At 34.6% G+C, this 14,420-nt stretch carries 11 protein-coding genes; 5 read left to right on the top strand and 6 right to left on the bottom strand.

What is annotated here, in order from left to right; all coding sequences use genetic code 11:
* Positions 1–22 precede the first annotated feature (22 nt).
* The 3 genes from EPU_RS12455 to EPU_RS00065 all read left to right on the top strand — a co-directional run bounded on the left by EPU_RS12455 (position 23) and on the right by EPU_RS00065 (position 4,599).
* A complete protein-coding gene (locus EPU_RS12455) occupies positions 23–2,062 on the top strand; it encodes an S-layer homology domain-containing protein (protein ID WP_029487673.1) in 2,040 nt (679 codons plus the stop codon).
* Between the two features lie 124 nt (positions 2,063–2,186).
* Entirely contained in the window at positions 2,187–2,996 is an 810-nt protein-coding gene (gene ytxC, locus EPU_RS00060; RefSeq protein ID WP_010165669.1) for a sporulation protein YtxC, read from the top strand.
* A gap of 61 nt (positions 2,997–3,057) precedes the next feature.
* Positions 3,058–4,599, top strand: coding sequence for an alpha-glucosidase (locus tag EPU_RS00065; protein WP_010165670.1), 1,542 nt, complete (start codon positions 3,058–3,060; stop codon positions 4,597–4,599).
* Between the two features lie 50 nt (positions 4,600–4,649).
* Here the strand turns inward: EPU_RS00065 and EPU_RS10925 are convergent, their stop codons facing one another.
* The 6 genes from EPU_RS10925 to dnaB form a co-directional block, all read right to left on the bottom strand.
* Positions 4,650–5,498, bottom strand: a complete 849-nt coding sequence (locus tag EPU_RS10925; protein ID WP_010165671.1) for a hemolysin family protein — start codon at positions 5,496–5,498, stop codon at positions 4,650–4,652.
* Between the two features lie 74 nt (positions 5,499–5,572).
* Positions 5,573–6,592, bottom strand: coding sequence for a sugar kinase (locus EPU_RS00075; protein WP_029487675.1), 1,020 nt, complete (start codon positions 6,590–6,592; stop codon positions 5,573–5,575).
* A gap of 57 nt (positions 6,593–6,649) precedes the next feature.
* The gene (locus EPU_RS00080; protein ID WP_083792500.1) at positions 6,650–7,828 is read right to left on the bottom strand and encodes a SpoVR family protein; all 1,179 of its coding nucleotides are present in this window, start codon (positions 7,826–7,828) and stop codon (positions 6,650–6,652) included.
* On the bottom strand, positions 7,806–8,912 hold the full coding sequence (locus EPU_RS00085) for a DUF444 family protein (RefSeq protein WP_010165674.1): 1,107 nt from the start codon (positions 8,910–8,912) through the stop codon (positions 7,806–7,808). The genes EPU_RS00080 and EPU_RS00085 overlap by 23 nt, the downstream gene beginning before the upstream one ends.
* Before the next feature lie 4 nt (positions 8,913–8,916).
* On the bottom strand, positions 8,917–10,686 hold the full coding sequence (locus tag EPU_RS00090; protein WP_029487678.1) for a serine protein kinase: 1,770 nt from the start codon (positions 10,684–10,686) through the stop codon (positions 8,917–8,919).
* 129 nt (positions 10,687–10,815) lie between these two features.
* A complete protein-coding gene (gene dnaB / locus EPU_RS00095; RefSeq protein ID WP_242650826.1) occupies positions 10,816–12,150 on the bottom strand; it encodes a replicative DNA helicase in 1,335 nt (444 codons plus the stop codon).
* Positions 12,151–12,343: 193 nt separating this feature from the next.
* Here dnaB and EPU_RS00100 point away from each other — a divergent pair, with 193 nt between their 5' ends.
* Both EPU_RS00100 and EPU_RS00105 read left to right on the top strand, forming a co-directional pair.
* Positions 12,344–13,414, top strand: coding sequence for an ABC transporter ATP-binding protein (locus EPU_RS00100; RefSeq protein WP_010165677.1), 1,071 nt, complete (start codon positions 12,344–12,346; stop codon positions 13,412–13,414).
* Positions 13,414–14,301: a carbohydrate ABC transporter permease gene (locus EPU_RS00105; protein ID WP_029487680.1), complete on the top strand. Its 888-nt coding sequence runs from the start codon at positions 13,414–13,416 to the stop codon at positions 14,299–14,301. Before EPU_RS00100 ends, EPU_RS00105 begins: the two co-directional genes overlap by 1 nt.
* Positions 14,302–14,420 lie beyond the last annotated feature (119 nt).

Genomic DNA, 14,420 nt, shown 5'->3' on the forward strand with positions numbered 1-14,420 from the left:
ATAACAAATAAGGAGAATAGCGATGAGTAAAAAAATAACAACAATGGCCATTGCAGCCCTTGTTTTTAGCGGCCTACTGAATGGAGCACAAACAATAGCGGCAACCAGAGCATCCGACCCTAGTTTTACCTATCATGTAGAGAGTAATCAGCTCGAAGTTTACGGATTAGAAGAAAATAGTATTAAAGCTATTGAAATTACATTTGATCAAAATATTACAATAGACCAAGCATATTTTGAGGACACGCTAAATGATGGCTCGCATTATATAATTAGTAAAAATAAAATATTTGTAATAGCACCAACAAAAGACAGTTTTTTGTCCTCAACATTTTATATTGATTTAGGAAGTGCGGAAGCGACGTTAAATGGTATTATAGATGAAGTGGAATATATATACACTGATAAAACGGAAGTAAAAGAACAGCCATCGTACGACATAGAYGATTATATAGATGGTGRTGGTGGAGGAGATACATACTGGGAAAATGTATATGTGTACGAAGCGGAAGAGCGTGGTGGCGTTGCCGAAGGAGAAATAGAAATAGAAATTTACGATGAATACGCTTCTAATGAGATAATCTACTTTGACATAGACGATACTTACATAGAGAGTGCAGTGGATTCGATTATTAAAGAATCTAAAAAAGAAGATGCGATTCCAAAGCTAAAAATTTCGCTTGAAACGTCATATGGTATTGAGGGATTTGATATTAGCCTAGATGCAGATAAATTAGAAAATTTGGTAAATGAAGGAAACGCCGAATTGGAGATTTCGACAGAAGTGGGCACCTTAGAGTTTGACGAGGAAGCATTTGAAGACTTAATAGACCAAGCGAATGGGAACGATATAAGCTTTAGAATTATTCCGACAGAAGGTACAACTAGTCGTCAACGAAAAACAATTGATGACAACGACGCATATAAGATTGAAGTCTATAAGAGAAATGATTTAATAGAAAGACTTGATGGTGAAATCGCTGTTAGTCTTCCATTTGATTTAGGAAGAAATATGGATCCAGATGACGTTGTCGTGTGTCAAGTATTTGATGATGGCGACGTTAAAATTATGGATACAGTATATTCTACAGCAGCAGATGAAGCGAGATTTGATACAGATACACTGGGAGTCTATATGATTGCAGACATAGACTATGTAGAAGATTTGGACGATGACGATGACGATGACGATGGCGGCTCATCAGGTGGTGGCGGTTCATCAGGTGGCGGCGGCTCATCAGGCGGTGGCGGCTCATCAGGCGGTGGCAGCTCATCAGGCGGTGGCGGTTCATCAGGCGGTGGCGGCTCATCAGGCGGTGGCGGCTCATCAGGCGGTGGCTCATCAGGCGGTGGCTCATCAAGTGGTGGCTCATCAGGCGGTGGCTCATCAAGTGGTGGCTCATCAGGCGGCGGCTCATCAAGCGGCAGTTCATCAAGCGGCGGCTCATCAAGCGGCGGCTCATCCAGCAACCAAAACAAAGAACCGATCAACTATCCGCTAATAAATCCATTTATAGACATGGTAAATCCAGCAGAATGGTTCTATAAAGATGTTTTGGATCTGTATATTGCAGGGCATATAACAGGAATGACATATAATACATTCGAGCCTCATAGTACAGCAACAAGGGCGCAGTTGGCAACGATTTTGTATAGTGTTGCAGATAAGCCTAATGTATTAACAGCAAATGGATACTCAGATGTTATGTACTCTGATTGGTTTGTTAAGTTTGTAACTTGGACAGCAGAAAACAATTTATTTAACAGCTATGGCGACAATACATTTAGGCCGAATGCACCTTTAACGCGAGAAGAATTGGTATTTGCGATATACAATTATTCTATGTATGTCGGGATAGCACCTATAGGAGCATCTAGCGTGTATGCCTTTAACGACGGGGCGACGGTTTCTAGATGGGCAGTTCCAGCATTCGAGTGGGCAATAGCAAACGGCATCCTAGCTGGTAAAGATGGGAATAGACTGGATCCAAAAGGTACAGCAACACGTGCCGAAATTTGTGCAATTATCAATAGATTTTTAACAATATACAATATAGATTAAACATATCGAGAGGGTGGAATAATCCCTCCTTTTTTATTTTTAGAAAAATCGTATAGTTGCACTCGATAACCAAGGTCTGCATATAATAAAGGAAGTGACACAATAAAAGGAGCTTATTACTAGAATGAAAACTATAATTATAATGACATCACAAGCAGACAAGTTGATAAAAGCTATGAACCAAACAAATAAATTGGGAAAATGGAAATCAACCCCTAATTATATAGCATATAGCTATCCAGATGAGGAACAAATTTCGGTATTAGAAATAATAACGATGGTTATATATGATTTTTTACATCTAGAAATTTTGATGCGATTTGCAAAAACATATCTTAGCAGGCGATCAGATCTAATAATGGAATACAAGAAGGAAATTTTTGAAATATTTATGAAGGGTAATTATCTAAAAAATGAAGAAGGGTTTTCGATGATATCATATCATTTGTTGTATACACCGTTATGCGATTTTTTAAAAAGCAACGATAGAATCAACTTGGATGGATGGATGRTTTTTAGAGTACATAAGTATAAAGTTATTTTGGAAGATATTATGCTACAAACTATATATGATTATGAGACCGGTTTAAATTATATAGATTTCATGAAATATTTTAAAAACTTTAAACAAACCCAACCTGCAGTAGTAGATATTTTACATGTTTATTGTAAAAAAGATAAAGAAATTGTTTTATTAGATGAAAAATACGAAGACAAGACCAAGCATTATTTAGCAAAATATTGTGACGGAGTAGATTTTGTGTATGCGAAAGTAGAGGATCAAATTATGCACATACTGATGCATTTATGCCCTACGGAGATTGTACTGCATAGAAATAAAAACTATAGCAATAAAAATTTTATAATTACATTACAAAAAATCTTTGAAGAATCCCTAACATTATGCCGTGGATGTGAGACATGCAATCCTTGACACGAGATAATTGAGTAATTATAATGACAAAAGATTATTAAATAGAAAGGATAACAAAATTATGTTTGAGAACAAAGTTATTTACCAAATTTATCCGAAAAGCTTTAATGATACTACCGGAAATGGTTACGGAGATATTAATGGCATCATTGAAAAGTTAGATTATATACAAGATTTGGGAGTTGATTATATATGGCTTTCTCCCTGCTGTATGTCTCCGCAAAAAGATAATGGATATGATATTTCTGACTATGTAACTATCGATCCACTTTTTGGAACTAACGAAGACTATCAAAGATTGATCACACAAGCAAAGGCACGTGGAATGAAAATTATGATGGATTTGGTTTTAAACCATACTTCTAGCGAGCACGAGTGGTTTAAGAAGGCACTGCAAAAAGATCCTAAGTATTATGATTATTATATTTGGCAAGACGCGCCTAATGCTATTGAATCCTTTTTTGGTGGATCTGCTTGGACATATAGTAAAGAGGTAGGCAAGTATTATTTGCATTTGTTTGATAGTTCGCAACCAGATTTAAATTGGGCTAATCCGGCGGTTAGAAAAGATATTTATGATATGATTAATTATTGGATCGACAAAGGCGTGGAAGGCTTTAGACTAGACGTAATTTATTTGATTGGAAAAGAGCCTGATAAGCTGATTACGGGGCATGGACCCAAGTTTATAGAATATTTAAAAGAGCTTAATGAAAACACATTCCAAGACAAGTTGCTAACAGTGGGGGAATGCTGGGGGACATCGCTAGAAGAACAATATAAAATGTGCCATGATAAAGGATTGTCAGAGGCGTTTCATTTTAACCATTTTTTGCTAAATACTGTAGATGGAAAAGACAAATGGCATACTAAAGAGCTCGATCTAAAAGAGCTTTGTGACTGTTTTGATACATGGCAAAACGAATATACTGGAGTCGAAGCATTAGTAACTGGTAGTCATGATGCGCCGAGAATGATATCGCGTTGGCTAAATGATACTCAATACCGCATGCAAAGTTCCAAGTTGCTCATTACGTTGTTTGGGTTGATGGCAGGAGATTTGTATATTTACCAAGGTGAAGAAATTGGTATGACAAACGCGCATTGGCATGATATCAATAAATATAATGATGTTGAAACACTCAATGCTTACGAACTTTTAAAGGAGCAAGGATTTGATGAGAAAACAATAATGGAAAAAATTGCATTTACCTCAAGGGATAATGCGCGCGTTCCTATGCAGTGGAATGACACATCAAATGCGGGCTTTACAACCGGAAATCCTTGGTTGGATGTGGTAGATAATTATACGCATGTAAATGCACTACGAGATTTGACCAATGAGCTTGGAGTATATAAGTATTATCAGAAGGTGATCAAGTTTAGAAAAGAGCATTATGATTGGATTAAGCAAAAAGCGAAGTTTTCAGAAGATAACGGTGTGCTAAAAATGGAAAAGCCAAAATTTACTCTTGTTGCTAATTTTACTGATCAGAAACAGGCTCATGATCTTGGTAGCACTGGAGACGTGTTATTTAATAATTATAGCAAAGTGGAAAAACAGCTTATGCCATATCAGGTTGTTGTAGTATGTAATAAATAGACAAAAAAAGTCCCCTCTAAAATTTAGGGGGGGATTGTAAAATAACTTAATTAAATTAAAACTTCATTTTTCTTTTTGTAGATTTGAAGTTTTTCAACTCGGTTTCCTTTAATATTTTTTATCTCAAATGTTATACCATTGTAGTTAACTTTCACAAGATCTTTAGGTATTTCGCCCAATAAGTGAATTACAAATCCACTAACAGTATCATAATGTTCACATTCTAAATCGATATTCAGCCTTTTGTTAATATCGTCTAAATGAGCTAGCCCATCCACTAAGTATGAACCATCGTCTTGCAACGTAATAGCTGTGTCCTCACTATCATCATCTTGAATATCTCCTATTATTTCTAACATTATATCATTAAGAGTTACAATACCAGAAACATCCCCGTATTCATCACAAATAATTGCCATATGTTTTTTCTCAGCCTGCATTTCTTTTAAAAGTTTCTTTATGTTTTTTGCTTCTGGAACAATATATGGTTTGTCAAGAACGTCTTCTAATATTACTGCTTTCAATTCTCTTTGACATTTGTAAAGATGGCCTAAAAATGTTTGAACATGTAGCACCCCGATAACTTTGTGGACATCCCCTTCGTATACTGGCAGTCGAGCAAAAGATGTCTCCAAAACAAAATCTATAATCTCATCAATATCTTTGGATATATCGATGGCCACGATTTCGGGTCTTGGTGTCATAACTTCATTTGCATTTTTGCCATGAAAATCCAAAATCCCCTCTATCATTTCTTTTGAAGTTACATCTATAATTCCCTCTTTACTGCCTTCATCTATTAACCGTAGAATGGATTCTTCAGATACTGATTTTTTTTCCTGTCTACGAAATAAACTTCCCCAAAAAGTAAACCTTTTGACCTGCGGTTGCCCTTCCAAATAAATTCCCCCTCGATTTGAACAAAATTAAAATATGACTTTATTATACACTATTTACATAAAAATTGCAAGTTTTAACGAACCATTTCTAAACTTGCGTCTTCGCTTTTGTGACTTTCAATAATCTGTTCTATCTCTATTTTGTTTAATGACTGCAAATCGCCAGGTATTGTATTCTTGACTGATGCGGTTGCGTTGCCAAACTCTAGAGCTKYTTTAGCRTCCATATTATATTTCAATAACCCATATAGTACTCCCGAAATATAGGCGTCCCCACTACCTATTCTGTCTACAACATCTATATGATGATATGGTTTTTCTTCATAAAAATCATCATTTTCTTTTTTGTAAATAATAGAAGTAAAAGAATGTAGTTTGGGACTGTGTACGAGTCTATTTGTTGCTGCTACTATACTTATATCATATTCGTTAGCAAAGCTACGCAAGATGTCTTTYGTATCACCTTCTTTGTTAAATGTRAGTCTTGCGGTACTATCAGAGCAAAAGAAAATATCCACTAACGGTAATATTTGGTTAATACATTCGCGGGCTTGATCACCACTCCAGAGGTTGCTTCTAAAGTTTACATCAAATGAGATCAGTGCTCCTGCGTCYTTAAATTTCTTCATCATTTCTATAGCGCATTGTTTGGTGTTATGGCATAAAGCGAGCGTGATGCCTGTTGTGTGAAAGCATTTTGTTTGGGTATACATATCTGCTGGAAATTCGGATGCAACAATTTTTTGGATAGAGCTGTGTGCTCGATCATAGCAGATACGAGGTTTTCTAGGATATGCTCCATTTTCATAAAAGTATATACCAAGACGCGCATCTTTTGAGGTATCAAATAGCAGATAATCGTCACTTACCCCAACAAATCGTATTCCATTTTTRGCATATTCACCGATATCGTTTGCCGGTACTTTTGAAATGACACCAGTTCTAAGACCCAACTGAGCCACTCCACTAAGAACATTGAGCTCAGCGCCGCCTACGTTTTTTTCAAGCGAATTGCCTCGAGTAAGTCGTTCGTTCATAGGTGGTGATAGGCGTAACATTATTTCTCCAAGTGACAGTAAATCAAATTTATTCATAATCTTCTCCTTTTGTTATAATGATACATTCTATTATGGATAGTTATGAACTGTTAGTCAACTGGTAAAGTTTTGTACATAAATTTTGTTTTGATTATCACAAATAATTTTGCGTGTGATGCCAGAAAAATCAGTAATAAGCGTAATTTCTCTTTTAAGCAATGATTGGATATGCTTTAGAGTTTCAGTTGTGTACAATAAGTCTAATTCTCGTCCATCAAAAATGTGTAATATAGTAAACATATTATTATTATATTCGACTATCTCCATTTCGGGAACACTATTTTTACCAATATGATTAATTAATGTAGTTTGTATTTTTGTGAATTCATTCGAAGATGTTTTTACAGTTGAAACTGCATCCTTATTGGTATATGAAAACAAGTTCATTTCTGCGCATAATTTTTCAGTGAGATAATTTCGGATGAATGAACTGTCATTGTTAAATTCACGCACGGCCAGCATTTTTGCGATATCATTTTTTTCATAAATATCAGTCCAAATTTTAAAACCTATATAATATGGATTTAACGTACCTTTCGTGGGTGAAATTACAGTATTATGTAGTGAAATAAATTCAAAATATTTATCTGCTGGCAAATTAAGTTCGTTTAAAATTTTGTAATGCCAAAAACTAGCCCACCCTTCATTGATAATTTTAGTTTCTATTTGTGGTTGAAAATACCTATTTTGTTGCGCTACGATTTGTATTATATCAGATTGCCAACCCGTGGTATTCTGTGCAATAAAGTCTAGTAGAGAGCCCTGCGCGCAATAGCTTTTAATGGAATGTGCTGCAGTTAAAATATCTTCCACTGCAGCTTCTCCAAATTCTCTGATATATTCTCGTATGCGCTGAGAGTGATATTTAAACATGGTAATAGCGTCTTTGGGACCTTGATTTTCTGTAAAAAATACATTGTTCTTAAAGAAGTCGTTGTGGGCAAATACATGGGCAATAATAAGTATCTGAGTAAGCTGAGAATTAGTTTTTAATAAATACGCAATACAGGGATTGTTGTTTATAACAACTTCAAAAGAAGTTTTGGTAGATTTTAATCTATCAAACAATTTACCAAAGCTCCAATGTGGATAGTGATTGATAAAACCTGCATATGTCATATATCCTATCATATCAGATTGATTAACAAATTCAAATTCTTGGGGATAAAAGGACAATCCGTATTGCTGTTCTAGTGCTTCTATTTGGTTGCTATAATCCATTAATGTCATCATGTACCTCGCAATCAACTACTTTTTTAAAAACTTCGAAGATATCAGATTTTTTGAAAATTTTGAGTGCCAAAAAATTATTGCTAGTTATATGAGCATTATACTCGTTTAAAATTACACTGGAATAATTGTTAGTTTTGATCTCGATATAGCCAAATAGATTTGAACATGAGCAAAGTTCGTTTGCTAAACTAACAGCTAAATTGTTATCATCAGTCCAGTTATCACCGTCACTGCAGTGAAAGGTATATACGTTCCAAAGACGAGGATCGTATCGTTCTTTTATGATCTCTAAAGCTTTTGTGTATCCAGAGCTGATGTATGTACCGCCACTTTCACCTTTGTGAAAAAAGTCATTTTCTGTAACTTCTTTAGCGATAGTGCTATGGGCAATAAATATCATCTCCACTTTGGCGTATCGAATTTTGATAAATTGGTACAAAAGAAAATAAAAGCTTTTAGCCATATCCTTTTTTGTTGTTCCCATAGAACCTGAGGTATCCATAATGCACACGATAACAGCATTTGAATGATTGATTTGCTTTTTGGCAAGAGATTGATATCTAATATCTTGATTAATAAACCGACCATTCTTATTGCGTATAATTTTTTCTTGAAGAGTTCTTTTTTTCGCAAACCGAGGATATATACCAGTTTTTTTGATGCCTGATCTTTTTTGAGTGCTAAAATATTCCAGATTTTTGAATTTCTTTTCATATAAGTTGGGCAATTCTAGCTGTTCAAACAGCAAAGCGAGAGCATCGTCTAACACGATTTCGCTTTCATAAATATCTAGGCCCGCCTCATTGCTAGCTTCCATTTCAAAGTCACATTTTTCATTTACCACTTCATCGCCATCGCCAATAGCAACGTATTCTGTAGAAGATCCAAATTTAAATCTATATTCCGGAAGCTCTTGTATTCTAACTTTAACAATATTGCCCGCCGCTGTTTCTGTAATACTTTCGCCTACAATTAGCATATCAATATTTTCTCTGATGCTTTTCTCAACCAATTTTCTATGCCTCTTTGCGTCGCAGATGGGAGTGTATGATACATGGTCCGAAAAATCTCTAAATATAGCCATTGTTTTAACCTCGATGAATGAAATAGGCCAGATAGTCCAATGTATCTTTGGCACATGTGGAGCAATATCCAGCTTCTATCAATTTGGCGATCATATCATCATACTTTTGGCGATCCGAGCCGGCGTTAGAATTCTCGGCAGTGACAACTCGAGTAAGCTGTTTTAATGAAGTAACAAGCTTTGTTTCGATAGCTTTTTTGAGAGGTGGATAGCAAGTATATTCTATTAAATTTCCCAAGTTAGCTTGAGTGCGCACATAGGCGGCCACATCTTGGCGAAAGCCTTTTGCAGCACTAGCAGAGATATTTAACTGCATTTCGATCTCAGTCATAAATTCTTCGGCTGTTTCGTCTATTTCATCTGAGGCAACTGCKATATCTACATAGCGATCAAATATAGCCTGGGCTTGTTCTGTGTAACTATATATAAAATTTGTGRCMACATCTTCTTCCAATGATTTTTGATAATCTTTTTTCACATAGACCTCCAAAAATTCGATATATTGCTTTTTAACATTTTCAGGTAAAATCATATCTTTGATCTCATTTTCTAATACTGCCATAAAATGAGGTGGAGTTAAGCATTTACCGCAACTAGCAAAGGCTTTTCCAAATGTTTTCATTATAAATCTAACAGAGATGCCTTTCATCCCTTCGTGTGCTACTTTAGAAATATCAACACCTGTCTCTTCGGAATTATAAATTTTAAGCTTGGTAAATAAATCAACATTATCCGAAGGAAGTAGTCTCGTTAAAATTGCAAATTGAGCAGCAACGCGAAGCGTGTGAGGTGCAATGTGTACCCCAAAATTGGTTTGTTCCAAAAATTTTTTATAAATTTTAATTTCGTCATCCAATATTAGACAATAAGGCACTTCTATTTTTACAATTCTATCCAAAATCGCTTCATTGGTCGGATCTGCTTTAAATTTATTCCATTCTGCTTCATTAGAGTGTGCTAATATGATTCCGTCAAAGTATAACATTTCTCCGCGAGAGGGAGATGGAATCAATTTTTCTTGAGTTGCAGTGAGCATTGTATATAAATACTCCACATCATTCTTAAAGACCTCTATAAATTCTATAATCCCTCTGTTTGCTGCATGAAAAGCACCGTTTAGAGAAAAAACTCGAGGGTCATCTTCTGGGTATAAATCCATTTTAGAAATATCCACAGAGCCAATCAAGATGGAGGTATCCTGATTATTAGAGTCTACAGGAGGTACCACACCAATGCCTAAACGCTTGGATACGCTAAATTTGCTAGAAGTAATTGGGAAATTTTCGTATTTACCATTAAACTCGTGAATCAATCTATATTTACACTTAGGGCAAAGATCGCCTTGTATCTTGAGACCCAAAGCATCTTCGAAATGTTTTCTAATTTGTTTTGGTATCAAATGTAATGGTTCTTCGTGCATAGGGCAACCATCCAAATGATATATAGCAGGGCTGTTTTCTAGCAATTGTTTGATCGAATCTATTAAAGAAGATTTTCCGGCGCCAACAGGACCTACTAAATATAAAATTTGTCTTGCTTCTTCGCCACCATTCGCTGCAGCAAAGAAGTAATTTTTAATGCTAGTTAAAGTGTTCTCCATTCCAAAAAAGTTGTTTTCAAAAGTATTTAGTATCAGTTGAGCATAGAGTCGTTGATGTGCAAGTTTGTATATTGTCGGATCTTTATCTAAAATATATAAGTATTCCAAGAAAGTTATATTTAAAGATTTATCAGTTTGAATTCGTGTGTCTTCTATCAATTTAAAAAAATCCATCGAAGTACCTCCGTTTTTTCTATCATTTCAAATATATAAAATTTTTGTTTAATCTATGCATATAATCAAAATATATTTAAGCTTTAGCAATAAAACGATTCAAAGCAAGCTTCTTTTGAACAAATCTCTTTATCGATGTTGAGTATCTTTAGCAGTATCAACAAACTTAGTATATTTTCCGAGCCAAGTAAGCTCAACAGTTCCTGTAGGGCCATTACGTTGCTTGGCAATAATAACTTCGCCTATATTTTTTTTATCTGTCTCTGGATTATAATACTCATCCCTATATAAAAACATAACAACGTCTGCATCTTGCTCGATGGCACCCGATTCTCTAAGATCTGATAGCATAGGTCGATGATCGGCACGAGATTCACAGGCCCGCGAAAGTTGCGACAAAGCAATTACCGGAGCATTCATCTCACGTGCGAGAGCCTTTAGTGATCTGGAAATCTCTGAAATCTCTTGCTGTCGAGACTCAGATCTAGGATTTCCACTCATAAGTTGTAGATAATCGATCATAATTAAATCTAAGCCTTTTTCCATCTTAAGCCTACGACATTTAGCTCTCATATCCATAACCGAAATCCCTGCAGTATCGTCGATAAAAACATCCGCTCCGGTAATTTTAGGAATGGCATGCGCTAAGGCATCAAAATCGGCAGTATTTAATTGTCCGGTTCGTATTTTTTGAGCATCCACGTGCGCCTCGCTGCAAAGCATTCTATTTACGAGTTGATCTTTTGCCATTTCYAAGCTAAATATAGCTACTTTTTTATGATTTACAATAGCGGCAGCCTGAATTATGTTTAATGCAAAAGCAGTTTTTCCCATAGAAGGTCTTGCGGCTACCAAAATTAAMTCTGAAGGTTGTAATCCAGAAGTCTTATAGTCTATGTCCGTAAAGCCTGTGGGTATTCCAGTAATTTGCCCTCCCGCTCTATTTGCTTGTTCGATTTTATTTATGGTTGTGACGATAATTTCATTGACATGTAAAAAATCATCAGTTTGTTTATTTAAGAGTGCRTTAGATAATTCTGCTTCTGCGTAAGCCATAATATCAGAAATAGGCTCTTCAGCTGAATAACTTTTGTTACTAATATTAGCAGAAGCATTAATGAGACGGCGTAAATTAGATTTATCTGCAACTATGTTAGAATATTCTTTGATATGAGCTGAAGTTGGAGTGACAGCAGTGAGACTAGCGAGATAATCAAGTCCTCCAATTTGTTCTAATTGACCACGTTCTATCAATTTTTCTTTAAGCGTTATAATATCTATAGGAGTATTTTTTGCGTATAGTTCGAGAGTTGCGGCGAAAATTTCTTTATGAGTAGGGCGATAAAAATCATCTGCTGATAAAATTTGTGATGCAATAGAAATTGCATCGCCAGAATCACCGTCCATAATAATTGAGCCTAAAACAGATTGCTCTGCGTCGATACTGTGTGGTGGAATGCGCATGTTTTCCAAAATAATTTTCCTGCCTTTCGATGTAAACATTTATTTTTATTAAGTATTGACTATTTTTGTGTAATTTAAACTTGCAAAAGGAAATAACATGATCGCAAAAGTGGTTTACATTTGAGTGGTAATTTGGTATAATGAGGTAAAATATTTTTAAAATTCTATAAGAAAGATATAATAGGTGAACGACATGATAGTAATAGAAAATTTATGTAAAGTATATGATAACAAATTTGAAGTTTTAAAAGGAATAAATTTATCTATAAAAGAGGGCGAATTAATCTGCCTTCTAGGCACCAGTGGATGCGGAAAGTCTAGTCTATTAAATATTATTTCTGGACTGCTGCAACCATCTGATGGAGATATTAAATTTTATGGAAAATCTATCCTCAATACACATCCGAAAGATAGAAATATAGCCTTAGTATTTCAAAATTATGCTCTATACCCACACATGACAGTATTAGAAAATATTATGTTTCCTTTAAGAGTTGGTAAAAATAAAGTTTCCGAAGAAGAAGCAAGAAAATGTGCACATGAATATATGGAAATTACAAATATAGAAGCATTAGAACATAAGCGTCCGTCAAAGTTATCTGGTGGACAACAACAAAGAGTGGCAATAGCAGCTGCCTTGATTCAAAAACCTAAAATTTTATTGTTAGACGAGCCTTTAAATAATTTAGATGCAAAACTGCGAATAAAAATAAGAGAAGAAATTAGAAGTTTAGTAAAAAATATGAATATCACAACTATATTTGTAACACACGATCAAGAAGAAGCGCTCTCAATTAGCGATCGAATTGCATTGATGGAAAATGGAACTATTGCTCAATTTGATGATCCACAAAATTTATATTTAGAACCAGAAAGCTTATTTGTTGCAAAATTTATGGGCAACCCACCAATAAACTTATTTATAATGAGAAAGCAAGGATCAGAATTGATTACACCAGATTTTAACATCTCTATAGATAAATTGATACCCGAAAAATTTCGACGTAAATTAGAAGAAGAAGATTATTTGATAGGGATTCGTCCAGAATATTTTTTGTTAAATGAAGACGAAATATTTAGCGCAACGATAATGCTTAAGGAACTGGTGGGAAGAGACTGTGTTTTAACGTTTAAGATAAATAAACAAATTGCTAAAATAATAGTTAATACAAATACAAAATTAACAGAAGGAGATAGAATATTAATTGGAATAGATTATAAAAATATTTATATATTCACGATTGATGGGATAAGGGTGTATTAATGAAAAAAATAGACAAAGAAAAACAAAGAAATTCATTGAAAGCTTGGTTATTTTTGGCACCAGCTTTAATTATTATCACAATATTTAATATATTTCCATTATTACGGACGATAGAAATTTCATTTCAAAAGGGTTCGCTCACACATCCAAAATTTAATGGAATTCAAAATTATATTACAGTATTAACAGATGATAAGTTTCATAAAGCAGTCTGGAACACGTCGGTATACTCATTTATTGTGGTGCCGGTGGGCATAATTATTGCTTTATTAATTGCTGTTATGCTATATGAAAAAGTAAAAATGAGGGGGTTTTTCGAAGTTATATTTTTTATTCCGTATGTTACTAGTACAGTAGCAGAAGGAGTAATTTTTCGTGTATTGCTTAATGAAGATTATGGTGTTATTAATCATTTTTTGGGGCGTATAGGCATAGGACCAATWGATTTTTTGGATAACCCGGATACTGCCTTAATGACCCTAATTATATTTGGAATATGGTCGAGTATAGCGTTTAATATAATTATATTGTTGTCTGGAATTCGAAATATAAATCAACAATATTATAAAATGGCTGATATGTATGGKGCRACTGGATATGAAAAACTATTTAATATCACTTTGCCACAACTTGTTCCRATGATAACATTTTTGCTAACGGTCAATTGTATTAATGCCTTYAAAATATATACAGAAGTATACGCAATTTTCAATGGCAAACCSGGAATAGCAAATAGCGCAATAACTGCAGTATACTACATATATGATAAATTTTATGTAACCAATAGATATGGCGAAGGAATGGCAGCGACCGTGGTGCTATTTGTTATCATAGTGATATTTACCATAATTCAAAATTTGGTTCTAAAAAAAATTACTAAGAGGTGAGTAAATGTTAAATAAAATAACAACCTTAATTGTATACATATTTATAACTACAATGGCTCTGATTACGTTGTTTCCATTTCTATATATGATACTAACAAGTTGGATGACCTTTGAACAAA

Origin of the sequence: Candidatus Epulonipiscium viviparus (assembly GCF_000171335.1) — a bacterium.
GTDB classification, from domain to species: domain Bacteria; phylum Bacillota; class Clostridia; order Lachnospirales; family Cellulosilyticaceae; genus Epulonipiscioides; species Epulonipiscioides viviparus.